The sequence below is a fragment of the Glycomyces albidus genome (assembly GCF_009451885.1).
GTDB classification, from domain to species: domain Bacteria; phylum Actinomycetota; class Actinomycetes; order Mycobacteriales; family Micromonosporaceae; genus Glycomyces; species Glycomyces albidus.
Genome location: NZ_WIAO01000007.1, coordinates 51,347 through 76,805 on the forward strand (window position 1 = coordinate 51,347; position 25,459 = coordinate 76,805).

Annotated in this window: 24 protein-coding genes; 11 read left to right on the plus strand and 13 right to left on the minus strand. The window is 72.4% G+C overall.

Annotation, left to right across the window (positions count from 1 at the left end; translation table 11 throughout):
- Positions 1 to 185 precede the first annotated feature (185 nt).
- Positions 186 to 1,652, minus strand: coding sequence for an MFS transporter (locus GFD30_RS08075; protein WP_153024685.1), 1,467 nt, complete (start codon positions 1,650 to 1,652; stop codon positions 186 to 188).
- 119 nt (positions 1,653 to 1,771) lie between these two features.
- On the opposite strand from GFD30_RS08075, the gene GFD30_RS08080 reads away from it, so the two are divergent.
- The 3 genes from GFD30_RS08080 (at position 1,772) to GFD30_RS08090 (ending at position 4,922) form a co-directional block, all read left to right on the plus strand.
- Positions 1,772 to 2,140 (plus strand): YciI family protein, encoded by a 369-nt coding sequence (locus tag GFD30_RS08080; RefSeq protein WP_153024686.1) that lies wholly within the window; start codon positions 1,772 to 1,774, stop codon positions 2,138 to 2,140.
- Entirely contained in the window at positions 2,137 to 3,327 is a 1,191-nt protein-coding gene (locus tag GFD30_RS08085) for an RNA polymerase sigma factor (protein ID WP_322633063.1), read from the plus strand. Before GFD30_RS08080 ends, GFD30_RS08085 begins: the two co-directional genes overlap by 4 nt.
- 221 nt (positions 3,328 to 3,548) lie before the next feature.
- Entirely contained in the window at positions 3,549 to 4,922 is a 1,374-nt protein-coding gene (locus tag GFD30_RS08090) for a serine hydrolase domain-containing protein (RefSeq protein WP_153024687.1), read from the plus strand.
- 153 nt (positions 4,923 to 5,075) lie between these two features.
- Here GFD30_RS08090 and GFD30_RS08095 read toward each other — a convergent pair whose 3' ends face one another.
- Positions 5,076 to 5,477, minus strand: a complete 402-nt coding sequence (locus tag GFD30_RS08095) for a nuclear transport factor 2 family protein (protein ID WP_153024688.1) — start codon at positions 5,475 to 5,477, stop codon at positions 5,076 to 5,078.
- Positions 5,478 to 5,564: 87 nt separating this feature from the next.
- Between GFD30_RS08095 and GFD30_RS08100 the strand changes: the two genes are divergently transcribed.
- Positions 5,565 to 6,131, plus strand: a complete 567-nt coding sequence (locus GFD30_RS08100; RefSeq protein ID WP_153024689.1) for a TetR/AcrR family transcriptional regulator — start codon at positions 5,565 to 5,567, stop codon at positions 6,129 to 6,131.
- Between the two features lie 240 nt (positions 6,132 to 6,371).
- A complete protein-coding gene (locus GFD30_RS08105) occupies positions 6,372 to 7,196 on the plus strand; it encodes an alpha/beta fold hydrolase (protein ID WP_227995951.1) in 825 nt (274 codons plus the stop codon).
- Positions 7,197 to 7,240: 44 nt separating this feature from the next.
- On the opposite strand, the gene GFD30_RS08110 is transcribed toward GFD30_RS08105, so the two are convergent.
- Positions 7,241 to 8,638 carry an FAD-binding oxidoreductase gene (locus GFD30_RS08110; protein WP_153024690.1) on the minus strand — a complete coding sequence of 466 codons (1,398 nt, stop codon included), beginning with the start codon at positions 8,636 to 8,638 and terminating at the stop codon, positions 7,241 to 7,243.
- Between the two features lie 361 nt (positions 8,639 to 8,999).
- On the opposite strand from GFD30_RS08110, the gene GFD30_RS08115 reads away from it, so the two are divergent.
- Positions 9,000 to 9,479: a hypothetical protein gene (locus GFD30_RS08115; protein WP_153024691.1), complete on the plus strand. Its 480-nt coding sequence runs from the start codon at positions 9,000 to 9,002 to the stop codon at positions 9,477 to 9,479.
- 176 nt (positions 9,480 to 9,655) lie between these two features.
- Here GFD30_RS08115 and GFD30_RS27820 read toward each other — a convergent pair whose 3' ends face one another.
- From GFD30_RS27820 to GFD30_RS08160, 9 genes are all read right to left on the minus strand, one after another.
- Positions 9,656 to 10,531 (minus strand): C40 family peptidase, encoded by an 876-nt coding sequence (locus tag GFD30_RS27820; RefSeq protein WP_194201891.1) that lies wholly within the window; start codon positions 10,529 to 10,531, stop codon positions 9,656 to 9,658.
- Positions 10,532 to 11,162: 631 nt separating this feature from the next.
- Positions 11,163 to 11,774 (minus strand): dihydrofolate reductase family protein, encoded by a 612-nt coding sequence (locus tag GFD30_RS08125; protein ID WP_322633064.1) that lies wholly within the window; start codon positions 11,772 to 11,774, stop codon positions 11,163 to 11,165.
- Positions 11,775 to 11,846: 72 nt separating this feature from the next.
- Positions 11,847 to 12,689, minus strand: coding sequence for a helix-turn-helix domain-containing protein (locus tag GFD30_RS08130; protein ID WP_153024693.1), 843 nt, complete (start codon positions 12,687 to 12,689; stop codon positions 11,847 to 11,849).
- A 127-nt stretch (positions 12,690 to 12,816) separates the two neighbouring features.
- Complete coding sequence (locus GFD30_RS08135; protein ID WP_153024694.1) at positions 12,817 to 13,725, minus strand: OmpA family protein; 909 nt, start codon at positions 13,723 to 13,725, stop codon at positions 12,817 to 12,819.
- Positions 13,722 to 16,241 carry an Hsp70 family protein gene (locus tag GFD30_RS08140; RefSeq protein WP_153024695.1) on the minus strand — a complete coding sequence of 840 codons (2,520 nt, stop codon included), beginning with the start codon at positions 16,239 to 16,241 and terminating at the stop codon, positions 13,722 to 13,724. The genes GFD30_RS08135 and GFD30_RS08140 overlap by 4 nt, the downstream gene beginning before the upstream one ends.
- Positions 16,225 to 16,734, minus strand: coding sequence for a hypothetical protein (locus tag GFD30_RS08145; protein ID WP_153024696.1), 510 nt, complete (start codon positions 16,732 to 16,734; stop codon positions 16,225 to 16,227). The genes GFD30_RS08140 and GFD30_RS08145 overlap by 17 nt, the downstream gene beginning before the upstream one ends.
- Positions 16,731 to 18,296, minus strand: a complete 1,566-nt coding sequence (locus tag GFD30_RS08150; protein WP_153024697.1) for a hypothetical protein — start codon at positions 18,294 to 18,296, stop codon at positions 16,731 to 16,733. The genes GFD30_RS08145 and GFD30_RS08150 overlap by 4 nt, the downstream gene beginning before the upstream one ends.
- Positions 18,297 to 18,304: 8 nt before the next feature.
- Entirely contained in the window at positions 18,305 to 19,162 is an 858-nt protein-coding gene (locus GFD30_RS08155) for a serine/threonine-protein kinase (protein ID WP_153024788.1), read from the minus strand.
- A gap of 180 nt (positions 19,163 to 19,342) precedes the next feature.
- Positions 19,343 to 19,747 (minus strand): DUF1801 domain-containing protein, encoded by a 405-nt coding sequence (locus tag GFD30_RS08160; RefSeq protein ID WP_153024698.1) that lies wholly within the window; start codon positions 19,745 to 19,747, stop codon positions 19,343 to 19,345.
- A 179-nt stretch (positions 19,748 to 19,926) separates the two neighbouring features.
- Between GFD30_RS08160 and GFD30_RS08165 the strand changes: the two genes are divergently transcribed.
- Complete coding sequence (locus tag GFD30_RS08165; RefSeq protein WP_153024699.1) at positions 19,927 to 21,117, plus strand: cellulose binding domain-containing protein; 1,191 nt, start codon at positions 19,927 to 19,929, stop codon at positions 21,115 to 21,117.
- A gap of 99 nt (positions 21,118 to 21,216) precedes the next feature.
- Here GFD30_RS08165 and GFD30_RS08170 read toward each other — a convergent pair whose 3' ends face one another.
- A complete protein-coding gene (locus GFD30_RS08170; RefSeq protein ID WP_153024700.1) occupies positions 21,217 to 21,735 on the minus strand; it encodes a winged helix-turn-helix transcriptional regulator in 519 nt (172 codons plus the stop codon).
- An 81-nt stretch (positions 21,736 to 21,816) separates the two neighbouring features.
- Here GFD30_RS08170 and GFD30_RS08175 point away from each other — a divergent pair, with 81 nt between their 5' ends.
- The 4 genes from GFD30_RS08175 to GFD30_RS08190 all read left to right on the plus strand — a co-directional run bounded on the left by GFD30_RS08175 (position 21,817) and on the right by GFD30_RS08190 (position 25,349).
- Positions 21,817 to 23,157: an MFS transporter gene (locus GFD30_RS08175; RefSeq protein WP_153024701.1), complete on the plus strand. Its 1,341-nt coding sequence runs from the start codon at positions 21,817 to 21,819 to the stop codon at positions 23,155 to 23,157.
- A 146-nt stretch (positions 23,158 to 23,303) separates the two neighbouring features.
- On the plus strand, positions 23,304 to 23,747 hold the full coding sequence (locus tag GFD30_RS08180) for a DoxX family protein (RefSeq protein ID WP_153024702.1): 444 nt from the start codon (positions 23,304 to 23,306) through the stop codon (positions 23,745 to 23,747).
- A 91-nt stretch (positions 23,748 to 23,838) separates the two neighbouring features.
- Positions 23,839 to 24,177, plus strand: coding sequence for a YciI family protein (locus tag GFD30_RS08185; RefSeq protein ID WP_153024703.1), 339 nt, complete (start codon positions 23,839 to 23,841; stop codon positions 24,175 to 24,177).
- Between the two features lie 2 nt (positions 24,178 to 24,179).
- A complete protein-coding gene (locus GFD30_RS08190) occupies positions 24,180 to 25,349 on the plus strand; it encodes an RNA polymerase sigma factor (RefSeq protein WP_322633065.1) in 1,170 nt (389 codons plus the stop codon).
- Positions 25,350 to 25,459: the final 110 nt, after the last annotated feature.

A 25,459-nucleotide genomic window follows, 5' to 3' on the forward strand; every position in this document is an offset into this window, starting at 1 on the left:
CATCTCCGAATGACCGTGTGCGTTCGGTGAGGAGGGAATCCGGTTCCGTACACATTACCGTCTCCACCGCCGGTGAGGGGACCTGCGCCATGCGGGCGACAGGGACTCGCACGCCGGAGGCCGATCGTGGACGATCCACGGCGGCCGGGTGCCGCCGCAGCGTGCTCGACGGTTCCCGGAGGCGCCTAATCTCGGGGCAGGCGCGAGGTCATGGCCGCGACCAGGAGGCACAGTGCCGCCGCGATCACCGCCACGACGTGCAGTCCGTTCGTGAACGCCTCGCGCGCGGCCTGGAGCAGCGCGCCGCCCTCCGGCAGTGCCGCGTTCGCGCCGGCGATCGTCTCGCGGACCGCGCCGTCGGCTCCGGGCGGCAGGCCGATGCGGTACACGACGGCCGCGACCGTCCCCAGCAGTGCGATGCCCAGGTTGCCGCCGGTGTGGTTGCTTGATTCCGCCAGTGACGCGGCGGCGCCGGCGTGCTCGGGCGGGACCGACCCGATCACGAGGTCGGTTCCGAGCGCGAACAGCGGCCCGAACCCCAACGCCAGCACGCTGATGCCGACGAGCACCCCGGGCAGCCCGGTGTCCACGGCCAGGACGGCGGCGCCGGCGCCGGAGAGCAGCATGCCGCCGGAGACCAGCCGTGTGCGCCCCGCCCGGCGCGCCAGCCGCGGCGCGAGCAGCGTGCCCGTCGCCATCGCCAGTCCCATGGGCGTGAACAGCGATGCCGCCGCGATGGGGGAGTACCCGAGGACGCTCTGCAGGTACTGGGTGACGAGCAGCCCGACCCCTGCGAGCAGGATCCCGCCCAAGAGCAGGCTCGAGAGGACGACGGCGATCGCGGGCCGCCGCAGCAGCGCCAGGTCCATCAGCGGATCGTCCAGACGCGACTGGCGCCGGACGAACCACACCCCGAGCGCTCCGCCGACGGCGAGCGCCAGGGTCGGCACCGTCGCCGCCTCGCCGACCGCGAGGTTCTTGATGCCGTAGACCAGCGGCAGGATCGCTCCGAGCGAGAGCGCCACGCTGGGCAGGTCCATCGGGCGCGGCGTCGGGGAGCGGAACTCCGGCAGGACGAACGGCCCGAACACCAGCAGCACGAGCATGACCGGCACCGCCGGCAGGAACACCGATCCCCACCAGAAGTGCTCCAGGAGCAGCCCGCCGAAGACCGGCCCGAGGGCCGCGCCCGCGAACTGGCAGGTCGCCCACAGCGAGACGGCCTTGCCGCGCTGCCGGGCGTCGGTGAACATCGTGGAGATCAATGCCAGCGTGGACGGCATGAGGGTGGCGCCGGCGACGCCCAGCAGCGCCCGGGAGGCGATCAGCATGGCGGGCCCGGTCGCGAACGCCGCGAGCAGCGACGCCAGCAGGAAGCCCGCGGCGCCGGCGAACAGCAGCCGGCGGCGGCCCCACCGGTCGCCGAGCGTGCCCGCGGTGATGGTCAGGCCGGCGACCATGAACCCGTAGACGTCGCTGATCCACAGCTGCTCGACGCCGTCGGCGCCGAGGTCCGCCGACAGCCGCGGCAGGGCCAGGAAGAGGACGTTGACGTCGATCGCGACCAGCAGGGTCGGCAGGATGAGGACCGCGAGTCCGATCCATTCCCGTGCTCCGGCGCGGGTCGGTGGTGGCGAGATGTCGGTGGTCATGATGCTCCGTTCTGCGGTCGACGTGGCGCAGTCGGAGCCGAAGTCGAAATCTTGCGCCCCGCGGATGTCAAAATCGCGGCGGCGGCTCCGACTCGGGGGCGACCGACAAGGAGGACATCATGAAATTCCTGCTCATCATGAACATCAACCCGAAGGTGCTCGAATCGCTGACCGAGGAGGAGCAGGCCGCGATCGGCGCCGGGCACGGCGACTTCATCAAGGAGATCAGCGCCTCCGGCGAGATGATCAGCACGCAGGCGCTCGCCGATCCGTCCGCCAGCGTCACGGTCCGGGCCGTCGACGGGGTGCCGACCGCGACCGACGGCCCGTACGTGGAGGCCAAGGAGTTCATCGGCGGGTACTACCTCGTCGACGTCGATAGTAAGGAGCGCGCCGTCGAGCTGGCGAAGAAGATCCCGGACGCGGGGATCCCCGGTCTCGGGATCGAGGTGCGCCAGGTGATGTTCGAGGCCGGGTCGGAGATGTGAGCGACGTGGAGGACGCGCTGCGCGCGGCCGTGCCGCGCGTCCTCGGCGCGCTGACCCGCCGGTACGGCGACTTCGCGGCCTGCGAGGACGCGGTGCAGGACGCCGTGCTGGAGGCGAGCCTGGCGTGGCCGCAGGAAGGGCTGCCGGACAATCCGGGCGGCTGGCTCTACCGGGTCGCCTCGCGCCGCATGGTCGACCGCATCCGCGGCGACGAGGCCCGGCGGCGCCGGGAGGCGCTCGCCGCGGCGCGGGAGCTGCCCGTCGAGGCGATCGAGCACGACGACACGCTGGCACTGCTCTTCCTGTGCTGCCACCCGGCGCTGACGCCGGCCTCGCAGGTGGCGCTGACGCTGCGGGCGGTCGGCGGCCTGACCACGGGTGAGATCGCGCGCGCCTTCCTGGTGCCCGAAGCGACGATGGGCCCGCGCATCAGCCGCGCGAAGAGCAAGCTCGTCGGGGCGCGTTTCGCCCCGCCCCCGGAGGAGGAGCGGCCGCAGCGGATGCGCACGGTGCTGCGGGTGCTGTACCTGATCTTCAACGAGGGGTACACGGCCAGCGCCGGGGAGCGGCTGCAGCGCCGCGACCTGGCCGCGGAGGCGATCCGGTTGGCCCGCATGCTGTGCGAGGCCGCGCCCGGCGACGGCGAGGCGGCCGGCCTGCTGGCGCTGATGCTGCTCACCGAATCCCGTACGGCCGCCCGGGAATCCCCGGACGGGACGCTGATCCCGCTGGCGGAGCAGGACCGGTCGCTGTGGGACCGCGACTTGATCGCGGAGGGCACGCGGCTGGTCGAGGACGCGATGCTGTCCTCCGCGCTCGGCCCGTACCAGCTTCAGGCGGCCATCGCGGCCCTGCATGTGGAGGCGGAGGACGCCGCCGACACCGATTGGGCGCAGATCGCGGTGCTGTACCGGATCCTGAACCGGCTCGACCCGGCGCCGATCGTCACCTTGAACCGCGCGGTCGCGGTCGGCATGAGCGAAGGCCCGCAGGCGGGCCTCGATCTGTTGCGGCAGTTGGAGCCGGCGCTGGAACGGCATCACCGCTTCCATGCGGTGCGCGGCTTCCTGCTCGACCGCGCGGGCGACCGCGAGGCGGCACGGGAGGCGTTCCTCGATGCGGCGCGCATGACCGCGAGCCTCCCCGAACAGCGCTACCTGCGTCGGCGCGCCGAAGGCACCGGCTGAGGGAACCCGCCCGCACCCACCGCGTCCGCCGCCGCGCGGGCGTTCGGGCGTGATGCCGCCGACGACGGCGTCCTGCACGAGGCCGAGCCTCGCCGGCGACTCGTGCTCATGCACGCGCCCGGAACGCCGGCGCTGCGGCCACCGGGGTTCTTGCGGGAAACCGGTCGGCGGATCGCGGTGGGAGACTGGGAGTTCCAGGGAACCCGACGTTTGGAGACGCGATGCTCTCGATGGACGACGTGCGCGATCGATTGGGGCCCGACCTGGCCCGCCTGGCCGAGGAGCACGGCGTGCCCGGCGCGGCGGTCGCGGTCGGCATCGGCGATGCGACGGCCGAGGCCGCGACCGGCGTGGTCAACCGCAGGACGGGCGTCCCCGCGACCCCGGACGCGGTGTTCCAGATCCAGTCGATCACGAAGGTCTGGACCGCGACGCTGGTCATGCAACTGGTCGACGAAGGCCAGGTCGCCCTCGGCGACCCGGTCCGGGCGCACCTCCCGCGGTTCCGCACCGCCGACCCCGAGGCGAGCGCGCGCATCACCGTGGAGCACCTGCTCACCCACACCGGCGGCTTCGACGGCGACCTGTGGAAGGCCACGACCGGCGGTGACGATGCGCTCCAGCGCCTGGTCGAGGACGAGGTCCCGCGGCTGCCGCAGCGCCAGGCCCCGGGCGCGCGGTACTCGTACTGCAGCGCGGGCATGGCCGTCCTGGGGCGGCTCGTCGAGGTCGTGCGCGGCATGACGTTCGCGCAGGCGCTGCGCACGCATCTGGCCGGACCGCTGGGGATCGAGGAGCTGGCGTTCGACGCGAACGACGCGCTCGGCTTCAACACCGCCATCGGGCATGTCCCGCAAGGCGACCGGGGCATGTGGCCGCTGCCGGTGTGGGCGACCATGCCCGAGTCGAACCCCGCCGCCGGGAACCGCCTCGCCATGTCGGCGCGGGCGCTGCTCGCGTTCGGGATGATGCACGCCGCCGACGGCAGGGCGCCGGGCGGCGGGCAGGTCCTGTCCGAGGCGTCGGCCAAGGCCATGCGGACCGGGAGGGCCGCGATCCCCGCGTCCCCGGTGGTGCCGAAAGCGGTCGGGCTCGCCTGGGAGGTGTTCGGCGGCGGTGCCCTCGTCGGCCACGGCGGCGGCGCGATCGGGTTCGGGTCCATGCTGTACGTCGTGCCGGGACGGCGCGTCGCGATCGCACTGCTCACCAACGGCGGCGACGACAAGGCGCTGATCCGCGACCTCGTGGAACCCCTCGCCGAGGCGGCCTCCGGAGTGCCGCTGACCGGCCCGGACCTGCGGCCGAGACCGGTGGCCGATCCCGGCAGGTACACCGGCGTCTACGCCGACGGCACACAGCACCTCGCGGTGACGTCCGAAAGGGACGGTCTCAGCGCGGTCATCACACCGATCGGCGACGCCGCCGAGATGATCGAACGGGCCGGCCTCCCGGTCGCTCCGACCGCCTTCGGGCTGCGCGAGGTCGGCCCCGGGACGTTCGCGACCGACGGAGGCCGGTACGCCCAGTTCCTCGACGCCGACGAGGGTCCGGCGCGCTTCGTCCACCTCGGCGGCCGCTCGGTCCCGCGCGCATGAGACGGCCTGCCTGATTCGCGGCTCCCGGCCGACGATCCGCGCCGCCGCGCACCTCACGGGCTTGAACCGACCGGGCACCGGCGTCCCGCGCCGAATCAGCGCAGGCGGGAGCCGCGAAGGGCTGCCGCAGAGCGGCAGCCCCTCACGGCGCGGCTACCCCTCCTGCGCCGCCTCGTCGGCGGGGAGCGGGAGGTCGCCCGGGGTCTTGCTGTAGCCCAGCGCTTCGACGATGAGGCCGTCCCGCAAGCGCATGAGGTTGACGCCGCGCACCGAATCGGCGAGGCCCTCGCCGTAGCGCAGGCGCCAGCGGATCGTGGCGCGGTCGCCGGCGACGACGATCTCCTCGGCTTCGAACTGGGTCGTGCGGTCCGCGGCGAGTGCCAGCCAGAACGACAGGCACGCGTCGCGCCCCACGTACCGAGCGCCCTCGGGGGCGGGCTGGACCGCCTCCATGACGCAGTCCTCTGCGACGAGGTCTTCGAGGACCCCGGGGTCGTGGTCGACGAACGCGTCGTTGAAGCGGTTGATCACTTCGGCGGTGGACAGAGGGGCCATCATCACTCCTGTAGATAGAACAGTCGGTCTATTCCCAGAATATATAGACCGGTTGATCTACCTGTCAAGGGATGGAAGAATGCCCCCATGGCCACCCGCACCGCGGCCGGACCGCGCCAGCGCCTCCTCGAAGCCGCCGAAGAGCTCACCTACAGCCGTGGCATGAACGTCGGCGTCGACGCGATCCTCAAGCGCGCCAACGTCGCCCGCCGCTCACTCTACGAGCATTTCGGCGGCAAGGACGGCCTCGTCACCGCCGTCCTGGAGCGCACGACCGAGGCCGACGAGCGCCACTACCGCGAGACCATGGACGCCGCCGGCGACGACCCCCGGAAGCGCCTGCTCGCCGTCTTCGACGGCCTGGAGGCGGTCATCGCCGAACCGACGTTCCGCGGCTGCCGCTACCTCTCCGCCGACCTGGCACTGGCCGACCCCGACCACCCCGCGCACGCCGTCACCCGCGAGTACCGGCGCCGGATCACCGCGCTCCTCGAACACGAACTGACCCGGCTGCGGCACCGCGCGGCCGGCCGCGCCGCCGCGCAGCTCTTCGTGCTCATCGACGGCGCACTGGCCGCCGGAGCCACCCGGCGCGCGGAGGCGGCCACCGGCGTGGGCGAGGTCGCCGAGCTGATCATCGACGCCGGGCTCTGACATCCGCTGCGGCGGAACCGCTCTCAGCGGCAGCGGCGGCCGATCCGGCAACAGCGGTTGGTACCCAAGGCATTCCGTGTCTTCGTCATCAGCAGTCGGACAGGCCACGGACCACCGCCGACCCCGACACCCCAGCGCACGGTGCCTTGATCCCCTGGGGCACAACGGGAGTCGCGAGGCACGCCGTCGGACACCTGCGGCAGTCCTGAGCGGGTTGGAACCCGCGCTTAGGGTTGCGGTATGCCAATGCACTTCGTCACCCACGGGACGGGAACCCCCGTCCTCGCGATCCACGGCTGGACCCCCGACCACCGCCTCATGACCGGTTTCCTGGAGCCGTTCTTCGCCCGCCGCGCCGCCGCGCGCCCCGACGGGCGCTCCTACCGCCGCCTCTACCCCGACCTCCCCGGCATGGGGCAGACGGAGATCACGGAGAAGTACCAGGGCTCGGACGACATGCTCGAGGCCGTCCAGGGCTTCGTGGACCACATGATCGGCGGCGCGCCGTTCATCGTCGTCGGCGAATCCTACGGCGGCTACCTCGCCCGCGCCGTCGCCAATTCCCGCCCCGAGCAGGTGCTCGGCCTCGGCCTCGTGTGCCCGATCGGGAAGGAGGCCCGCCGCTCCAGGCGGACCCTGCCGCCCCACACCGTGATCGCCGCCGACCCCGAGTTCATGGCCGGGCTGCCCCCGGCTGACGCCGCCTCGTACGGCGAGCTCGCGGTCGTGCAGTCTCCGGAGACGTTCCGCCGCTTCCGCGAGGAGATCGCGCCGGGCCTGGCGCTGGCCGACGACGAAGGGCTGGTGCGGGTGGCGCGGCGGTACGAGCTGAGCACGGCCCCCGAATCCGGGGCGCCGTTCGAGCGGCCCGCGCTGATCGTGACCGGGCGGCAGGACGACAACACCGGTTACGCCGATGTCTATGCGCTGCTCGAGCACTACCCGCGGGCGACCTTCGCCGTCCTCGACCGGGCCGGGCACAACCTCCAGCTCGAGCAGCCGGTGCTGCTCGACGCGTTCCTGGACGAGTGGCTCGACCGCGTCGAGGAGGCCGCGGCCGACTGATCGGGCCCGCGGACGGGCCTGAGCGCGGCGGGCCCCGCGGGCCTTCAGCCGGCCGCCGGCGGGATGTTCTGGTTGGCGCGGAAGAAGTTCTCTGGATCGTAGGTGCGCTTGACCGATGCGAGCCGGTCGTAGTTGCCGCGGTACGTCGACTGCACGCGCTCCGGTCCCTCCTTCGAACCGAGGAAGTTGACGTAGGAGCCGCCCATGGAGTGCGGGTGCAGGTCGGTCGAGTAGTCGACGCACCACTGGCGGATCAGGTCGGCGCCGGCGGGGTCGGTGTCGATCCCGGCCACCACCCCGGACCACATGGCGTCCCGGTACGCCCACGCCGTGTCGTCCGCGCCGACGCGATGTGCCGCCCCGTCGACGGGGTAGAGGTGCATGGTCGACAACTCGGTGGGCAGGGCGCCGCCGTACCGCTCGTGCACGTCGATCGCCGCGTCGGAGATCGCGTCGAAGAAGGCGCCGCGCCAGTACCAGTGCAGCCCTTTCGGAATCTGCTCGTCGAACATGCCCTGCAGCGCGGGGTACGGCATCGGCGCGGCGAAGTGGAAGGCGGGCGGCGCCGGATCGTTCGCGACGGCCAGGACCGCCTCGAGGCGGCCTTCTGCCAGATCGCCGGTGTAGCACCAGACCACGGCGCACATCTTCTGGCCGTGGATCGGTTCGGGGAACGGCGGTCCGGGCGGCACCGTCAGGACGGCGAAGAACCCGTTGAGGTCCTCCGGCGCGCTGGGGAGGAACTCGCGGTACCACCGGAGCACCTCCTGGATGCGGTCGATCGGCCAGACGGTCAGGCCGACACCGACGTCCTCGACCTCGTGCAGTCGGAAGGTGAACGACGTGACGACCCCGAAGTTCCCGCCGCCGCCGCGCAGCGCCCAGAACAGGTCGGGGTGGTCGTCCTGTGAAGCGGTGACGAAGGCGCCGTCGGCGAGGACGACGTCGGCCGAGAGGAGGCTGTCTATCGTCAGGCCGTACTTGCGGGTCAGGTGGCCGTGCCCGCCGCCGAGCGTGAGACCGCCGACGCCCGTCGTCGACATGATGCCGGAGGGCATGCCGAGGCCGAACGTGTGCGCCGCATGGTCGATGGAGCCCAGTTCGGCGCCGCCGCCCACCTGCGCGGTGCCCGCGCCGGGGTCCACGCGCACCCCGCCCATGAGGGAGAGGTCAAGCGTGAGGCCGTCGTCGATCAGGCACAGTCCCGGGCCGCTGTGGCCGCCGCCGCGCACCGCGAGTTCGATGCCGGCATCCTGTGCGAAGGCGAGTACGGCCCGCACGTCGGCGACGTCGGCGCACCGCGCGATCGCGGCCGGCCGCCGGTCGATCATGGCGTTGTAGATGCTGCGGGCTTCGTCGTAACCGGGCTCTCCGGGGGCGAGGACGGGCCCGCGGAGCTCCTCTCGCAGCCTGTCGAGGTTCGTTCCGCTGTCGCTGCCCATGATCGAGCGCCTCCAATGGGAATGTGGAAGGCCCACGCGGTCCGGTCGAGCCGCACGGGCCCTGGCTCAGGGCGGCGAGCACCGGTTCGCACCTCGAATAGGAGACCTGAACGGGCCTCGACTTTCCGGCCCTGCAATGTCGACGTTACTCACGTTCGCGGACCCGGTCTCGCAATCCGCGCAATGCACAGCGGTGCCGGGCCCGACCGCGAGGCGGCTCACGGACGCCGGGATCGAACGGCTCGGCAGCGCCGAGGGGCACCGGGACCTCGCAGATCACTCAGTAAGGCATATATATCGAACGCGAGACATTCGGCTTTGTGCTCGACAGGGCAGACCGGCAGCACCTACGATTGCGGCGATGAACCGCATCGAATTCGCGCTCGTGCCGGCGAAGGCCGCGGATGTTCCCACCCTGAGCGAGGACGGCCAGTCGCTCGCGATCGCGGTCGACGGCACCCCGTTGATCGACCTCGCCCGCCGTGCGGAACTCGACGACGCCAGGGCGGACGGTCAGCCCCAACTCGCGGGCGGATATGCGAACCTGCTCTACCTCGACCGGATCTGCTGGCCGAGCCGGCACTTCCTCGATCAGCCGGCCCTGGTGTGGTTCGGGGACGGCGACACCGTGGTCGCCGGATGCACCTGCGGTGACTACGGCTGCTGGCCGCTGTGCGTCCAGATCGAGGTCACTCACGAACACGTCGTCTGGCGGGACTTCCGGAACGGCCACCGCACGAACTGGGACCTGAGCGCCTTGGGGCCCTTCGTCTTCGATCGCACCGAGTACGAGGCCGCGCTGCGACGTGCTACGCCTGCAAGGGAAACCGCGTCGAGCTGACGCGCACCGCCGAAGCAGTCGCAGTCGGCTGTGGCGGCCTCCTGCGACTGCCGGTCGATTTGCGGTCCGAGGCCGCAGGGCCGGCCCTGCGGCGATCCTGGTGGGCCTCTACCGGAACACTGACGGCGTGCGCACCGGTTCACGTTGAGCTGCATGGGATCTCGGCACTCCGCTGGTCAGTCCGGCACGCGTCGGTAGCCGTCGACGGGCAGGTATTCGAGTGAGGCGACCTTTACGGTGTCACCAGGTTTGGTGGCGTGCACCACCTGATTCCCGCCGACGTAGATCGCGACGTGGCCCAACCCGTGCGAGAACACCAGGTCGCCTGGAGCCAGCTCATCGCGGCCGATCGGGTCGGTCTGGTTCCACTGTGCTTGGGACGAGCGGGGCAGGTCCGCTCCCGACTGCGAGTAGGCGGCCACGACCAGCCCCGAGCAGTCGTAGGAGTTCGGGCCGGTCATGCCTGCGCCGTACGGCTTTCCGACTTGGGCGTAGGCGAACTGGACGACCGAGCCGGCGGATTCCGGGGGTGGTCCGGACGCCGTCGAGGCGCCGCTCGAGCGAACGGCCGTCTGTTCGCGTTCGCGTGCCTCTGCCCGTTCGAGGGCTTGCCGGGCCGTTTCGAGGTCGGCGGAGAGCGCTTCGGACCGGTCGGTGAGCCGGGCGATCATCGGGGCGAGGACTTCGAGGCGCTCGCCGGCGCGCTCGGCCGCCTCGTAGCGGACGGCTTGCTCGGTTCGCAGGTCCGCCAGTGACTCGATCTTGCTCGAGAGGTCGTCGCCCGCGGTCTCGATCGCCGTGGTGGCCCGCGCGAGCTGCGCTTCGACGGTGCCGAACTCCCGGTCGGCCTGCTCGACCAGAGCGTCCAGTTCGGACCGTTCGGTTTCGAGCCGTTCCAGTTCGTGCTCGACGGACGTGCGATCGCGAGCGAGATCGTCGACGTGTGCCCGAATCTCTGAGCTGTCCGCCTGCGCGAGGTCGATCTCTTCGGCTTGCGCCGGGGTCGCGGCGACCATCGCCGCGGCGAGGTGCGCCAGCGCGAGTGCGGTCACCTTGCGGGCCGCTGTGGGGCGCGCGAGGCGCCCACTATGCGAATCGTGTTCGGGGTCGATGTGGTTCGACATGCACATCAGCATCGGTCATTCGCCTCGCCTGCGACCGTCGGCAGTTCCCGCTGATGCGCGTCGTGTGCGGGTTGCGTGTGCTGTTGCGTTGGTGTGCATGGATTTCCTCCTTGCTCCTGTCCGGCGGCCCTCTCATGAGGGGGCGCCGCTTTCCACCTACGCTGGCGCGGGCACAAGGCGTTCGGACGAGTTCTTGGAAGATCGATACATTGGACTCCGGCCGACGTATGGTGATCCGGTTTGCCCCCTTCGCCATTCGCACGTCCGCTTCGCACGCCGTTGCGATCGGTAAGCGCCTCTTGCGCTTCTGGCCCGGCGTTCGCGAGGATCCCTTGTAGTACGAGTGAGTAGTCGCGACTGAATCTCTCATTCAGCCGGCGACAGCGGCGGTGGGACACGCAGCCGCGGCGCCGGTACGGTACCGGCGCGCTCGCGGCACGGATCAGCGGTGCAGCGACCGGCCGAAGCGTCAACGCGCTGGGGCGCAACGCAACAGCGCCGCCGCAGCGGGTGCTGCGACGGCATCGTCAGTGTCCTCGAACGTCACCGCATCGCGCGGTCACCGGCGGACCTTGTACCGCAGGTGCAGGACCCGTTCGCCCTGAACGACTTCGTGCGGGTCCTCGAGGAAGTGCTGTCCGTCGATGCCGCCGAAGTAGCGCTTGCCCGAGCCGAACACGACCGGCACCACGTCGATCGCCACCTCGTCGATGAGTCCCGCGGCGAGCATCTGCCCGCCGACTTCGCCCGCGGCGACGCTGACGACCCGGTCGCCGGCGAGGTGCTGCGCCTTGTCGACGGCGGCGGACAGGCCGTCGACGAAGTGGTACGACGCTTCGGGGTGCCAGCCTTCGGGCTTGGGCCGGTGCGACACGACGACCACGTGGTCGCCGACCGGCGGGCGGCCCTCCCAGCCGTTGACCAGGTCGAAGAAGCGGCGGCCCATCACGATCACGCCGATCGAGTCCCACATCGGCCGGACGTACGCCGCCGACGCCTTCGAGACCCGGAACCCGCTCCCGCTCCCCGAGTGGTCGAACTCGGGGTCGTCGCCGCCGGTGATCGGGGTGTCCCCGCTGAAGTACCAGTCGTGAAGCGGTCCGACGTCGTCCTGCTCGTCGGCGATGAAGCCGTCAACCGACATCACGTTGTGCATGATCACTGCGCCCACGGTCGCTCCTCGATGCTCGTGTTTGATTCGAGCCGACGGTATCGGCTCCCGGGCGGCCGGTCTTGTAGAAAATCACTCGGCGGGCATCGGGCCGGCGTCGGGCGGGAAGTCCCGCGCCGCCGGCAGTCGGCGCCGCAGGGCGAGGTACTCGGACGGCGTGTGGCCGGTGAAGTCCTTGAACTCCCTGCTGAAGTGCGCCTGGTCGTAGAATCCGGCCAGGTTCGCGAGGCCGGCCCAGTCCGCCGGGCGCAGCGCGTCGACGGAGAGGATCAGCCGCGCGAACCGGTAGATCCGGGCCACCCGCTTCGGCGTGACCCCGACATGGCGCCTGAACTGCGCGGTCAGGTGGTTGGGGCTGACTCCCGCCGCCTCGGCGAGCCCGGCGATCGGGAGCGCGCCGAACTCGGTCTCGAGGCGGAGGCCGGTGTGTCGGACCAGGTCGAGCCCTTGCGGCGGCGCTTCGGCGAGCCGTGCCCGCAGTTCCTCCTCCAGCGCCCGCAGCGCGTCGTCGGGGGACGCGGCGCCGCCGACCCGGTTGCGGATGCGGTCCAGCGAGCGCCGCCAGACGGCGTCGACCGGCACCCAGCGGTCCCGCAGCTCGTCCGCGGGCAGGCCGGCGAACGGCGACATCCCCCACGGCTTGAAGTGGACGCCGACCAGGTGTACGAACGCGGGGTATTCGACGGTGAAGCGCCTGGTCCACAATCCCATGAACCAGCCGTCGGCCATCGTCGCCGGCGGGACCGCCGGGTCGGAGTCGCACAGCCTGGCCGGTCCGCCCAGGTTGAGGAACAGGTGCGCCGAGGGCATCGGCGGGACGTTCACGCGGTGGTGCCGCGGCGTGCCGATGAGGCAGTAGAGGTCGTCGATGTACCGGTCGAGCGGCGGCGCCGGTACGCGGGCGACGTAATCCATGGCTCCAGTGTCACCGCCGGCGACGCCGATGCGCAGCCTGGTCAGCGGTTTGCACCGGGCCGTCGGCGGCGACCCGTGCTCGGACGCGGAGGCGCGGCGCCGGTCGAGTGCTCCGCGTCCGAGCGGGTCAGAAGGTGATCAGGAGGGTCGCCGTCTGGTTTCGGCGGCGGTCGGCGTCGGTGGTGTTGGGGTAGGGCGGGTCGTCGTCGCCGCTGGTCGCGATGGCGATCTCGTCGAGCGGGAGCGCGCCTTGGGCGGCGAGGGACTCCGCGGCGGCCAGGGCGCGGGCCAGGCCGAGTTCGGTGTTGTCGGCGTATCGGCTGCCCTCGCCGGTGGGGATGTCGTTGGTGTGCCCGACGACGGTGACCCGGGCGCCTTCGAGTCCGGCGATGCGCGCGGCGGCGTCGGCGAGCACGTCCTGCGCGGATTCGGGCAGGTCGGTCCCGCCGTCGGGGAAGATCGCCTCGTCGAAGGTGACCGTGACGCCGGCGCCGTCGATCCCGGTGGTCCAGCGGGGGTCTTCCAGCGCCGCTTGGACGGTGCTCAGTGCCGCCTCGGGGTTCTCGCTCGGAGTCGCCTCCGGTTCGGCGGGGGACCGCAGGGCGTCGAGTTCGTCGGCGAGCCGGTCGAGTTCGGCGGCGACGTCCTGGTCGCTCGACGGCTCCGGCGGCGCCGGCACGAGCGCTTCGCCGGCCACCGCTCCGGCACCCGCCACGAGCAGCACGGCCACTCCGAGACCGACGCCCCGGGCCGTGCGCCCGCGGGAGCCGGACCAGATCCGGTGGATGCGGCGGCGGCCCTCCCGCGCGCCGGCGTGGTCGCCGTCGAGCGCCTGGACGCGGGCCCAGCACGCGTCGGCGGCGGCGAGGTCGCCCTGCTGCGCGTGGATGCGGGCGAGCAGGTCGAGCGCGGCGACGTCCTCTCCGAGCCCGGCGAGGGCGCGGCGGGCGTCGTCGTAGCGCCCGGCCCGGGCGAGCCCGGTCGCCTCGGCGAGGGCCGATCGGGCGGCATGGCGGTTCGCGGTCCCGGTGCTCATCGCCGGTCACCCCCGCGGACGGTGCTGGCCTGGCCCTCGAGGTCGAGTCCGGAGCCCTCGTCGGGCAGGTGGGAGCGCAGCTTCGCGTTCACGGCCGCCAGCTGGTGGACGGTGCCGTCGTTGATCGAGCGGCGGCCTTCGGCGAGCAGGCGCTGCACCTGCGGGCTCGGGTGGTCGGCCAGGTCGTGCTCCAAGGACGCGAAGACCACCACCGGGAGCCGTCCGCTCTCGTCGAGCACGCGCACGGCGATCGTCCGGAGCTCGTCGGTCTGCCTGCGGATGAGCGCCTGGTCGCGCTCCTCGACGGCCGCGTCCAGTTCCGCCTCGGCCCGGCGCAGGTCGGCGCGGTGCTCGGCCTGCCCGGCCTGCTGGACGATCTCCTTGGCCATGCTCAGCGACTCCTTGGCCTCCTCGATGATCTGCGGGAGCTCCAGGTGCTCCTCGACCCCGTCGAGGACGGTCTGGGCCTCACGCAGCCGCACCAGGCAGGTCGCGGTGGCGTCGGGGTCGATCTCGGCCTGCCGCAGCAGTCGATCCACTTCGGACAGGGTGTCCTGCGAGTCGAACCGGTCCAGCAGCGCACGGGCCTCGGGCGCGTCGACCTCGGAGGCGCGCTCGCGCAGGTCGTCGTAGCGGTGCTCGAGTTCGGCGCGGTCGGCGCGCAGATCGGCGAGGCCGGGCGCGGTCGACCTGGCGAGGTCGACGTCGATCTCGATCTCCTCGTCGAGGATCGGCACGTACGCCTCGGCGGTGGCCCGGAAGCTGGTGTCGATGCTGACGGTCACCTCGACCTCGCTGCCGGCCGGGACGTCGCGCCTGACCTCGGCGGGCCGCAGTTCGAGCCGGCCGATGACGGTGTTGCGGTCGACCCGCGGGTGCTCCCCGGACACCAGGGGCACCCGGATGAGGCCGGTCCCGGCGTGCTTGTTCACGGCCACGGTGGTGAACGTGACGGTCCGCTTGCGCGCGGGCAGCTCGGTGCCCTTGGCCAGCACCGTCTCGATCGAGTTGTCGGAGAGGCCGATGCCGATGGAGTGGCTCAGGGTCGGGGCCGCCCCGATGAGGCCCGTGTGGCGGTAGGTCAGGCTCGTCGGATCGGTCGCCACGGGCGTGCCATGCCGGTCGCGCAGCACGATCGCGAACGTGTTCTTGGTGTTCTCCTCGGCGCGCAGCCGCAGGGTGAAGCCGCCGTCGGGGCGCAGCGCGACGGTGCCGCTGGTCCACGGCGGCTTCGACTCCCGGTTGGCGAACTCGACGGTGCAGCCCGTCCAGTCCTGGACGGCGTCGTCCCGTGCGCGGCCGCCCACGAGCGGGTCGGTGTCCTGGCCGACCGCCGCGTACTCCAGCTCGAGGGCCGCCGTCCCGGGGGCCGCTGTCGGCTTGGATTTGAGCGACCTGGGGATCCGCTGCGTGCCCGCGAAGATGGCCGCCCCGCGGGCGACGACCGTGACCGGGTCGAGGGAGTGGTCGAGCGGGATGCCGAGGCCCTCGGTCGGATCGGCGAGCATCTCCCGCAGCACGGGTGACTGGGACATGCCGCCGACGAGGAGGACGCGTTCGATGTCGCCGGCCTTGGTGCGGCTCTCGGCGAGCGCGCGGCGGCACAGCGCGATCGAGGTCTCGACCAGCGGGCGCGTGACGGCTTCGACGTCGGCCCGGGTGAGCTCGTGGTGGAAGTCGACGAGTTCGCCGTCCTCGCGGCGCAGGTCGACCAGGACGTCCGTCGCCTCCGATTGCGACAGTTCGATCTTGGCGTTCTCGGCCGCGGCCTTGAGCTTCGCGATGTTGCCCGCCGCGCGGCGGTTGTCCCGGGACAGGTTCCGCAGGCCGTACTCCCGTTCGGCCTTGGGGATCAGGATCTCCTCCACCAGCGCCCAGTCGGCCCGCTTGCCGCCCAGGAAGTTGTCGCCCGCGTGGTTGACGACCGTGAACTCGCCGTCCTCGATCTTCACCACCGCGGCGTCGAAGGTGCCGCCGCCGAAGTCGTAGACGAGCCAGAACGCCTTGGACGGCGCATCCCGGACGCTGTAGGCCCAGGCCGCCGCGGTCGGCTCCTGCAGCAGCGGCGCGAACTCGAGCCCGGCGAGGGCGGCGGCCCGGCTGGTGGCGTCGCACTGGTCGAGCGAGAACGCGGCGGGGACGGTGATGACGGCGGCCTCGATGGACTCGCCGGTCCCGGCCGTCACGTTGCCGCGCAGCGACTTGAGGACTTCGGCCGAGAGGTCCTCGGGTGTCATCGAGCGACCGGAGGCCTTGAACCGCATGTGCTCGCCGCGCTCGCCCATGCGCAGCTTGAACTCGGCGCAGGCGTTGTCGGGGTCGGCCTCCACCCGGGCTCGGGCGGCGTCGCCGACGTGGACGTTGCCCGATGCGCTCATGTAGACCGCCGAGGGCGTGAACTCCCGCTGGCGGTTGTTGCGGATGACGACCGCGTCGGCCCCTTCGGCCTTCGCGATCGCGCTGTTGGTGGTGCCCAGGTCGATCCCGAAGTCGACGGTTTCACGCTGCGTCGCCATGTGCGGCCTCCTTGCTCGGTATTGCCACGATCACTTGCCCGGTCTGGATGCGCCGGCCGTCGCGGTACACGGACGGCCGGATCGTTTCGAGGACTTGCTGTTCGAGGACGTTCGGGTCGTCCTGATAGGTCAGGACGTCCAGGTCGAGTCCGGCGTCGAACCGCATGCCGTCGTGCCCTTGCGCCTCGATGCCGGCCTCCTGCAACCGGTCCCAGGCGGCGTCGAGGTGGCGGCCCGCCTGCCGCTGCGAACGGGGAACCTCGGCGGTGCCGCCCCGGTCGCCGATCTTGCGGCTCGTGCGCCACAGCTCGGTGACGATGTCGGCCACGGCCCGGTCGGTGAGGCCGGCCGGGTCCGGGACCGGCTCCGGTGGTGCGGCGGCCGCCGGCTCCGGTTCGGGTGCCGCCGCCGGGACGGGCGGCCCGATGCGGAATTCGGCCGGGAAGCGGCGCTGCCGCAGCCGGGCGCCGATCCCGTTCACGTTCGCGGTCACGCTGCTTCCTCTCGTTTCTTGGCCCAGGAGCGGAGGTACTCGCGGCGCAGCACCAGGCATACGGTCGCGATCGAGGCGGCCACGGCGCCCACGTAGACGCCCGGCAGCGCGCCCGCGATCATGGCGGTGAGCAGGGCCGGCAGCCCGACCAGTGCGACCACGCGGTAGATCCGGGCGGCCTCGCTGAGGGGGACGCGCCCTCCGAAGACCCGCTCCCATGTGGCGGGGTCGTGGCCGACCAGGTGGGCGCTCAACGGCACCAGCGGGATCCACAGGAAGGTCAGGTACAGGGTCGCGATGTGGGTCTGGACCGACGATCCGGGCTCGGACCGCTCGTCCCGGTTGCCGTACTGGTGCGCGCCGATGAAGAAGATGCAGCCGGGATTGCTGTTGTAGGGCTTGGAGGCCAGGCGCCGGGGGTCGTCGAGGATCTTCTTCAGGGCCGCTTCGCGGTCCGGGTCGGTGGTCAACCGGTGCCAGGCCCGCAGTCGCGCGGCGGCCGCGTCGATCCTGCCGCGGTCGAGGAGCGGCTGGACCTCGCGGATCAGCGGTTCGCTCTCGACGACCGCGAGGTTCTCGTCGATGAGCTCGATCGTGGCCTTGGCGACGGCGACCTTGCGCGCCACCTGGAGGACGCGTGCGATGCCGGTGCCTTTGCGCCGCTGGTTGAAGTAGCCGACGGCGCAGCGGTTGGCGGTCTTCGCGACCTCCTCGCGGCAGGCGCGGTTGAGCGGGTCGTCGAAGCCCATCAAAGCCTCGACGACCCGGATCGGCTCGGCCGTCTCGAGCAGGAGGGTCCGGGCCGCTTTGAGGCCCTGCGAGTCGGACGCCTCCTTCGCGGTCTCGCAGGCGGTCTTGATGCGGGTCTCGGGGCCGTGGACCGCGTTCCTCGCGGCCTTGCGCACCAGGTCCTTCCCGAACGGCGACTCGTTCAGCACGCGCATGTGGCGCTCGGCCGCCGCGGTGCGGCGGTCGGCGGCGGCGCTCGCCGCGAGGGCGAGGCTGACGCCGAGGAGGTGCTCGGGGAGGCGTTCGCGCAGCGCCCGGACGGCGGCCAGCGTCAGGCGCGGATCGTCGATCGCACGCACCCTCGCCTTGGCCCACGTCCAGGTCGCCTCCGCGTCCAGGACCGCCGCCCAGGCGCGGAGCGCGTCGGTCCACATCGTCTCGAAGTGGTCGCCCGCCTCTTCTGCTTCCATTGCGGCGCAGTGCGTCCGCACGGCGACGTTGTGCGGGTCGCCGGCGTCGGCGTCGGGGCGCAGCCACAGCAGTTCGTGGGTGAGGCGCAGGAGCGGGTCGCGCAGCCCTTCGAAGGCGTGGTGGAGTTCGTCGGGGTCGGCGGAGGGCGGCAGGGGCGCCGCGTCGGCGCCGGCCGGCGGTTCGAAGTACGGGTTCAGGCGCTCCTCCCGGCCGCGGCGCACCTGGCGCGGTGAGGCGTCCCCGGGCAGGCCGGTGATCCGGAAGACGTTGCCGCGGTAGAGGGAGCGGCCGGAGAGCGATCCGAGGACGCGGTCCAGTTCGCTCTTGACCGCGTCGGTCGACAGGGGTTTGGATGTGACCATGCGGGGGACTACCTCGCGTTTCCGTTGGGCCAGTGCCGGAGTCGCTCGCCCAGGCGGGCGGCGTCGGGGATGCGGCGGCTCGGGTTCGGTTCCAGGGCGCCGAGGACGATGTCCGCCAGCTCGTCGTCGACCTCGGGGTTGAGCAGTTGCGGCGAGGGCGGGGGCTCGCGGCGCGGGGTGCCGAAGAACGCGACGGGGGAGCTCGTGTCGTGGAACGGCAGCGTGTCGGTGAGCATGAGGTAGGCGATGACGCCGACCGCCCACACGTCGCCCGCGGGCGAGTCGCCCTTCCGGTAGCGCAGGGCCTCAGGGGCTTTGAACGCGATCGTGCCCTTGGCGCTCGCCAGCCCGGTCAGGAGGTCCGTGCGCTTGGCGAGGCCGAAGTCGCTGATGCGCACCCGCAGCTCGTCGTGGTGGTAGCCGATGAGGATGTTCTGCGGGGTGAGGTCGCGGTGGACGATCGGCGGGCGCTCTCCGTGCGCGACCGCGAGGCCGTCGCAGATCTGCCGGAGGATCTCGACCGCGTCGCCGATGCGGGTGAACCGGTCGCCGTGGGCGTGCCAGAAGTCGTCGAGGTTCCCGCCGGGGACGTACTCCATCGTGAAGAACCCGAACCGGCCGGCGTCGGTCTCGACGATGTCCGCGTTGAAGACCCGCACGATGTTCGGGTGCCCGATCCTCGACAGGAGGATCGCCTCGCCGAGCAGCTCCTCCGTGGCCTCGCGGCTGCCGACGTGCTTGAAGACCTTCATGGCCTGGCGGCCGAGGAACCGGTGCCGGACGCGGTAGACCTCGGCGAAGGCGCCCTGCCCGAGGAAGCGCTCGACCTCGTAGTGGTCGCCGATCGCCTGGCCTTCGCTGAGCATGCCCACGTGACCGCCTCCCTTCGGTTCTCGGCGTCGCGCTCATGTGTAACCCGGAGGGCGCGGGAGGGGTCCCGGAAGCGGGCGCCGCGCACGCCGGCGGACGCGGTGCCGCCGATCAGCGGCGGGTCGAATGCGGATGCGCGACGGCGGATCCTGCGGATTCGGGTGTGCGGAGTCCGGTCAGTCCGCGTCGTGGGCGAGCCGGACGAGCGTCTTCAGGACATCGAGGTCGACGTCGTCGAGGTACTTGATGTACAAGCAGCCCTTGCCGGTCGAGTAGGTGCCGAGGCGCTCGAACAGGTCCCGGTGCTCGAAGTCCTCTGTGCCGGTGCCGTAGCGCCGGATGAGTCCGTACAGGACCAGCGCCGAGGCGCGCGGGGCGAAGCCGACCTTGACCGTGTCGCCTTCGCGGCCGGTCGCGTAGCGGTAGTGGTAGGTGCCGAACCCGATGATGCTCCCGGGCCAGAGCGCCGGTTCTTCTCCGGTGACCTCCTGCATGATCTGCAGGAGTCGGGCGGCGTCCGCTCGCCGGCGCGGCACGGTCACGCGGTCGAACAGCTCGTCGAAGTCCTGCTGCGCGGTCATGGCTCGATCCTATGACGGTCCGCCGGGGGCCGGGCCCGGCTCGCTCGAGGCCCCCTGGATCGGCGCGGAAACGTTGGCGCGCTCCCACGGACTGCCGAATCATGATATTTATTAATATCGATAGATTGTCCGTCCGCGGCGGGTTGGGTGATGCGGATTCCGAGCAGAGGAGAACCTGCATGGCTTCCATACCGACCCGGCCGCGGCGCCTCGCCGCGGCCGTCGCCTTGTCAGCGGCGGTCGCCGCCGGAGCGATCGCGACCGTCGCGGCGGGCCCGGCGCACGCCGTCGGCTGCCAAGCGCTCGACTACCGGGTCGTCAGCGACTGGGGCGGCGGCCACCAGGCCGCCGTCTCGCTCACCGCCGAGGACGGCGCCGTGAACGGCTGGACGATCGAGTTCCACCTCAAGCCGGGCGCGCAGGTCCAGAGCGCCTGGAACGTCGATTGGAGCCAGTCCGGCACCGCCTTCACCGGCTCCGACGTCGGCTGGAACGCGGCCGTCGCGGCCGGGCAGACCCGGGAGCTGTTCGGGCTCGTCGTCTCCGGCTCGGGCGCCCCGCCCGCGACGTTCAAGCTCAACGGCGTCGACTGCGGCCCGATGGAGGACCCCACCGACACGCCGAGCGAAGACCCGACGGACGACCCGACGGACGACCCGACGGACGACCCGACGGACGACCCGACCGACCCGCCCGGCGACTGCCCGGCCGGGGCGGTCTGCGACGGCTTCGAGGACCAGACCGGCACCGTCCCCGGCGGCGAATGGACCGTCGGCGCCCAGGACTGCACCGGCACCGGTACGGCTACAGTGGACAGTTCGGTGGCGAACGGCGGCGACCGCTCCATCCGCGTCGACGGCGGCGCCACCTACTGCAACCACGTCTTCGTCGGCCGCGACCTGCCCGCGGACGCCGAATGGTTCCGCGTCTACATGCGGCACACCACTCCGCAGCCCGCGACCCACACCACCATGATCGCCATGCACGACCGCAACGACGCCGGCACCGACCTGCGCCTGGGCGGCCAGAACGCGATGCTCCAGTGGAACCGCGAGTCCGACGACGCGACCCTGCCCGCCCAGAGCCCCGCCGGCGTCGCCCTCAGCGAGCCCTTCCCGGTCGGCACCTGGATCTGCGTCGAGTACCGGATCGCCGGCGGCGAACTCGCCACCTGGGTCGACGGCCGAGCGGTCGAGGGGCTCACCGTCGACGGCGTCCCGACCCACGACGTGGACGCGCAGTGGCTCTCCAAGCCCTCCTGGAACCCCGACCTCGCCGACCTCCGGCTCGGCTGGGAGAGCTACGGCAACGACGCCGACACCGTCTGGTACGACGACGTCGCCTTCGGCCCCGAGCGGATCGGCTGTTGAACCCGGTCGCCCGCCTTCGGGTCCGGAGGCGGGCGACCGCCAGGGCCGCCGGCCGGCCGCGGCGGAGCCGGCACGCTACTCGGGCTGACGGGCCGCCCGTCAGCCCGAGAGCGGGACGACCGGTTCGAGGAGCCGGCGCGGGCGGTTCATGGCCTGGCTGACCGGGTCGCTGCGCTTGGGACCGGGACCGGGGTACATCTCGACGTCGCCCGGGGGGACCGGCCCGCATTCGGGGCAGTCGCTCGTCGGCAGCAGCCCGCTGCCGCACTCGGCGTGGCGGAACAGCCGCGGCGGCTCGCCGCCGATGTGGCGGTGGCTCCAGACGCTGAGGGTGTACACCACCGGCCACAGCTCGACCCCGGCGTCGGTGAGCAGGTACTCGTACCGCGGCGGCGACGGCTGGTACTGGCGCTTCTCCAGCACCCCGCCCGCGGTCAAGCGGCCCAGGCGGTCGGAGAGGACCGCCTTCGGGATGTCAAGGCGGACTTGGAAGTCGCTGAAGCGCCGCACCCCGTAGAGCGCGTTCTGCACCACCAGCAGGGTCCACCGCTCGCCGAGCAGCTCGAGCGCGCGCGAGAGCGAGCAGTCCTGTCCGACGTAGTCCTTGCCGAGTGCCATGCCCGCATCCTACCCCGGTTCAATGACTGAACCAACACTGCTACGCTCCGATGGTTCAATGAACGAACCTAGGAGTCCCCCATGACGACGACACTCGCCCGGCCCCGGGCCGGGACCGGCGCCGCTCTGGCCGTCCTCTGCGCCGCCCCGCTGCTGGTGATCCTCAACTACTCGACGCCCCTGATCCTCGCCCCGCAGACCGCCGCGCACTTCGACGCCGGCGCCACCGGTCAGACCTGGATCATCAACGCCGTCTCCCTCGGACTGGCCGTCCCGCTGCTCACCTCCGGCAGCCTCGCCGACAACCACGGCCGCCGCAAGGTCCTCGTCATCGGCGCCTGGCTCTTCGCCGCCGCCGTCCTGCTCGCGGCGCTGGCCCCGAACACGGTCGTCTTCGCCGCCGCGCGCGTGGTCCAGGGCGCGGCCAGCGCCGCGCTGCTGACCTCGAGCCTGGGCATCACCGGCGCGATCTTCACCGGCGCCGCCGAACGGCGCCGGGCCACCTCCCTCTACGGCGCGATGATGGGCCTCGGCGTCGGCGCGGGCGCGATCCTCGCCGCCCTCCTCGACGCCGCCCTGGGCTGGAACGGCCCGTACTGGCTGTACGCGGCGTCCGCGGCGGGCCTGGCCCTGGCCGCCCCCGCGATCCTCCCCGAGTCGCGGGCCGAGCGCCCGCGCCGGGCCGACGCGGCCGGGACGGTCACCCTGGGACTCGGCGTCGCCGCACTCATGTCGGGGCTGACGCTCGGCCGCCAGGACTGGTCGGACCCGGTGGTCATCGCGCTCCTCGCCGCCGCGGCCGGGTTCACGGCCGCGTTCGTCCTCGTCGAACTGCGCGGCCGCGAGCCGATGCTCGACCCAGCGCTGTTCGCGCGTCCGGCGTTCCTGGTGGCCTCGCTCGGCGCGCTGGTCACGGGCGTCGCGGTCATCAGCATGATGAGCTATCTGCCGACGGTGCTCCAGCACGAGCGGACCGTGGGGCCGGTGGCGACGGCCGTGGTGGTCACGATCTGGTCGGTCTCGGCGTTCGCGGTCTCGTTGCAGGTCAAGCGGATCAGGCTCTCCGCCGGGGGTCTCCTGGTGGCCGCGCTGGTCGTCGCGGGCGCCGGTTCGGCGCTGCTGGTGGGGCTGGTCGACGGCTGGTCCTGGTGGCACGCGGTCCCGGCGCTCCTCGTCGCCGGGGCGGGTTACGGCGCCGTCAACCCCGCGCTGACCCGCTTGAGCATCGACAGCGTCCCGGCCGACCGCGGCGGGATGGGCTCGGGCGTGAACAACACCATGCGCTACATCGGCACCGCCGCGGGCATCCCGATCGTCGCGACCCTGGTGGACGCCATCGGCACCGACGGTGCACTGTGGATCTGCGCGGCACTCGCGGCCGCCGCGGCGGCGGCGTTCGCGGCCCTGAACCGCCGCGCCTGAGCGCCCGGCCGCATGGGACCGCCGCACCCGCCCCGCACTCGTGGGTGCGGGTGCGGTCCTTCCGATGCCGGGCCGGTGTCCTTCCGGGCCGCCTCCGTTCGTCTCCACTGCGACATCCGCAAGACGAGACCTTCAGAGGAGACCACATGGCGACTCGATCGCGGCCCCGGTGGCCGCTCACCGTTCTGTACTGGGCCCTGGCGGCCGAGTTCCTGCTCGGCGCCGCCACCAAGTTCTGGCAGGGCCCTACCTTCGTCGGCCCCGACTACGGGGACCGGTTCGTCGCATGGGGCTATCCGGCCTGGTTCGCGATCGTCGTCGGCGCCGTCGAGCTCGGGTGCGCGGTGCTGCTGGTGATCCCGCGCCGGCGGTCGAGGTTCCTCGCCTCGGCGGCGATGGTCCTGCTGCTCACCGGCGCGGTGACCACGCACATCGTCAACCACATGGCGGCCGTCGACAACATCGCGGTGTCCGCGCACCTGGTGGTCATGGCGATGCTCGCGCTGGCGAACTGGCCGGGAGACTGGAAGGAGCTGCTGCGGCCGTGGCGCGCCGATGCGCGGGAGCGCGGGTTCGGCGCCGCCGCCTGACGGCGGTAGGCGCCGGATCTCCCGGCCGCGGGTGTCCTGTACGCCCGGTCCCGTTCGTCTCCCATGTGACAATCCGGCAGAGGAGGAGACCATGAAGTACATGCTGCTGATCCACCACGGGGACACCGAGTGGGACGCGCTGACCGACGAGGAGCGGCAGGAGGTCGCCGCGGGCTACCAGGCGATCAACGACACCCCCGGCGTCACCCCCGGCCCGTGGATGGGCTCGCCCGAGACGGCCACGACCGTCCGCGTCCAGGACGGCGCCGCGCTGATCACCGACGGGCCGTTCGTCACCGTCAAGGAAGCGCTCGGCGGGACGCTCGTCTACGAGGCCGACGACCTCGACGCGGCCATCGAACTCGCCTCGCGCATCCCCGCGGCCCGCATGGGCGGCGCGGTCGAGGTGCGCCCGCTCGTCGGGGGCTAGCCGTGCTCGAGCAGGTGTTCCGCGACGAGTGGGGCGGGATCCTGGCCAACCTGGTCGGTTTCCTCGGCGACTTCGACCTCGCCGAGGAGGCCGCCCAGGAGGCGTTCGCGATCGCCGCCGAACGCTGGGCCCGCGACGGCGAGCCGCGCAGCCCCCGGGCCTGGCTGCTGACCACCGCCCGCAACCGCGCGGTCGACCGCATCCGCCGCGACCGCACGCTCGCGGCCAAGCTCCCGCTGCTCGCGGTCCCCGGGCCGGCGGAGGAGGACACCATGGACGCGACGGCGATCCCGGACGAGCGGCTCGAACTCGTCTTCACCTGCTGCCACCCGGCGCTCGCGCTCGAAGCCCAGGTCGCGCTCACGCTGCGCACGCTCGGCGGCCTGACCACCGCCGAGATCGCCCGCGGGTTCGTCGTCCCCGAGGCGACCATGGCGAAGCGGCTCGTCCGCGCCAAGCGCAAGATCCGGGAGGCCGGCATCCCCTTCCGCGTGCCCGCCGCGCATCTGCTGCCCGACCGGCTCGCGGCGGTGCTCGCGGTCGTGTACCTGATCTTCAACCAGGGGTACGACCGCGGGGACGGCGGCTTCGCCGGCGACGCGATCCGGCTGGGCCGCGCCCTGGCCGACCTCATGCCCGACGAGGCCGAGGTCCACGGCCTGCTGGCGCTCATGCTGCTGGGCGACGGCCGCCGCGCGGCCCGGTTCCGCGACGGCGAGGTCGTCCTCCTCGCCGACCAGGACCGTTCACTGTGGAACACCGACCGGATCGCGGCCGGCCGCGCCGCCCTCGACCGCGCCCGGCGTCCCGGCGCCGGCCCGTACGTCCTCCAGGCCGAGATCGCCGCGCTGCACCTGGCCGACGTCCCGGACTGGCCGCGGATCGCCGCCCGCTACGGCGAGCTGGCCCGGCTCACCGGCTCCCCGGTGGTCGAGCTCAACCGGGCCGCCGCCATCGCCGAAGCGGGCGACCTCGAAGGCGCCCTGGGGATCCTGGACGGCATCGACCTCGCCGGCTACCACTATCTGCCCGCCGTGCGCGCCGACCTCCTGCGCCGGCTCGACCGCGCCGAGGAGGCCCGCGCCGAGTACGACCGCGCGCTGGCCCTGGTGCGTTCGCCCGCCGAACACCGGTTCCTCGAACGCCGGGTCGCGGAGCTGCGGAGGCCCTGAACCGCGCCACGACGACCGGCAGCGGCGGGGGCCGGCCCGAGCCACGGGGCGGCCCCCCCCCGGGTGACGCGAGCCCGGAGGGGGCGGGGTAGGCGTAGCCGGTGCCGCCG

Bases quoted from the DNA above. Each gene is read 5' to 3' on its own strand.
- GFD30_RS08075 (WP_153024685.1), bottom strand. From the start codon at position 1,652: ATGACCACCGACATCTCGCCACCACCGACCCGCGCCGGAGCACGGGAA.
- GFD30_RS08080 (WP_153024686.1), top strand. From the start codon at position 1,772: ATGAAATTCCTGCTCATCATGAACATCAACCCGAAGGTGCTCGAATCG.
- GFD30_RS08090 (WP_153024687.1), top strand. From the start codon at position 3,549: ATGCTCTCGATGGACGACGTGCGCGATCGATTGGGGCCCGACCTGGCC.
- GFD30_RS08095 (WP_153024688.1), bottom strand. From the start codon at position 5,477: ATGGCCCCTCTGTCCACCGCCGAAGTGATCAACCGCTTCAACGACGCG.
- GFD30_RS08100 (WP_153024689.1), top strand. From the start codon at position 5,565: ATGGCCACCCGCACCGCGGCCGGACCGCGCCAGCGCCTCCTCGAAGCC.
- GFD30_RS08105 (WP_227995951.1), top strand. From the start codon at position 6,372: ATGCCAATGCACTTCGTCACCCACGGGACGGGAACCCCCGTCCTCGCG.
- GFD30_RS08110 (WP_153024690.1), bottom strand. From the start codon at position 8,638: ATGGGCAGCGACAGCGGAACGAACCTCGACAGGCTGCGAGAGGAGCTC.
- GFD30_RS08115 (WP_153024691.1), top strand. From the start codon at position 9,000: ATGAACCGCATCGAATTCGCGCTCGTGCCGGCGAAGGCCGCGGATGTT.
- GFD30_RS08130 (WP_153024693.1), bottom strand. From the start codon at position 12,689: ATGGATTACGTCGCCCGCGTACCGGCGCCGCCGCTCGACCGGTACATC.
- GFD30_RS08135 (WP_153024694.1), bottom strand. From the start codon at position 13,725: ATGAGCACCGGGACCGCGAACCGCCATGCCGCCCGATCGGCCCTCGCC.
- GFD30_RS08140 (WP_153024695.1), bottom strand. From the start codon at position 16,241: ATGGCGACGCAGCGTGAAACCGTCGACTTCGGGATCGACCTGGGCACC.
- GFD30_RS08150 (WP_153024697.1), bottom strand. From the start codon at position 18,296: ATGGTCACATCCAAACCCCTGTCGACCGACGCGGTCAAGAGCGAACTG.
- GFD30_RS08155 (WP_153024788.1), bottom strand. From the start codon at position 19,162: ATGCTCAGCGAAGGCCAGGCGATCGGCGACCACTACGAGGTCGAGCGC.
- GFD30_RS08160 (WP_153024698.1), bottom strand. From the start codon at position 19,747: ATGACCGCGCAGCAGGACTTCGACGAGCTGTTCGACCGCGTGACCGTG.
- GFD30_RS08165 (WP_153024699.1), top strand. From the start codon at position 19,927: ATGGCTTCCATACCGACCCGGCCGCGGCGCCTCGCCGCGGCCGTCGCC.
- GFD30_RS08170 (WP_153024700.1), bottom strand. From the start codon at position 21,735: ATGGCACTCGGCAAGGACTACGTCGGACAGGACTGCTCGCTCTCGCGC.
- GFD30_RS08175 (WP_153024701.1), top strand. From the start codon at position 21,817: ATGACGACGACACTCGCCCGGCCCCGGGCCGGGACCGGCGCCGCTCTG.
- GFD30_RS08180 (WP_153024702.1), top strand. From the start codon at position 23,304: ATGGCGACTCGATCGCGGCCCCGGTGGCCGCTCACCGTTCTGTACTGG.
- GFD30_RS08185 (WP_153024703.1), top strand. From the start codon at position 23,839: ATGAAGTACATGCTGCTGATCCACCACGGGGACACCGAGTGGGACGCG.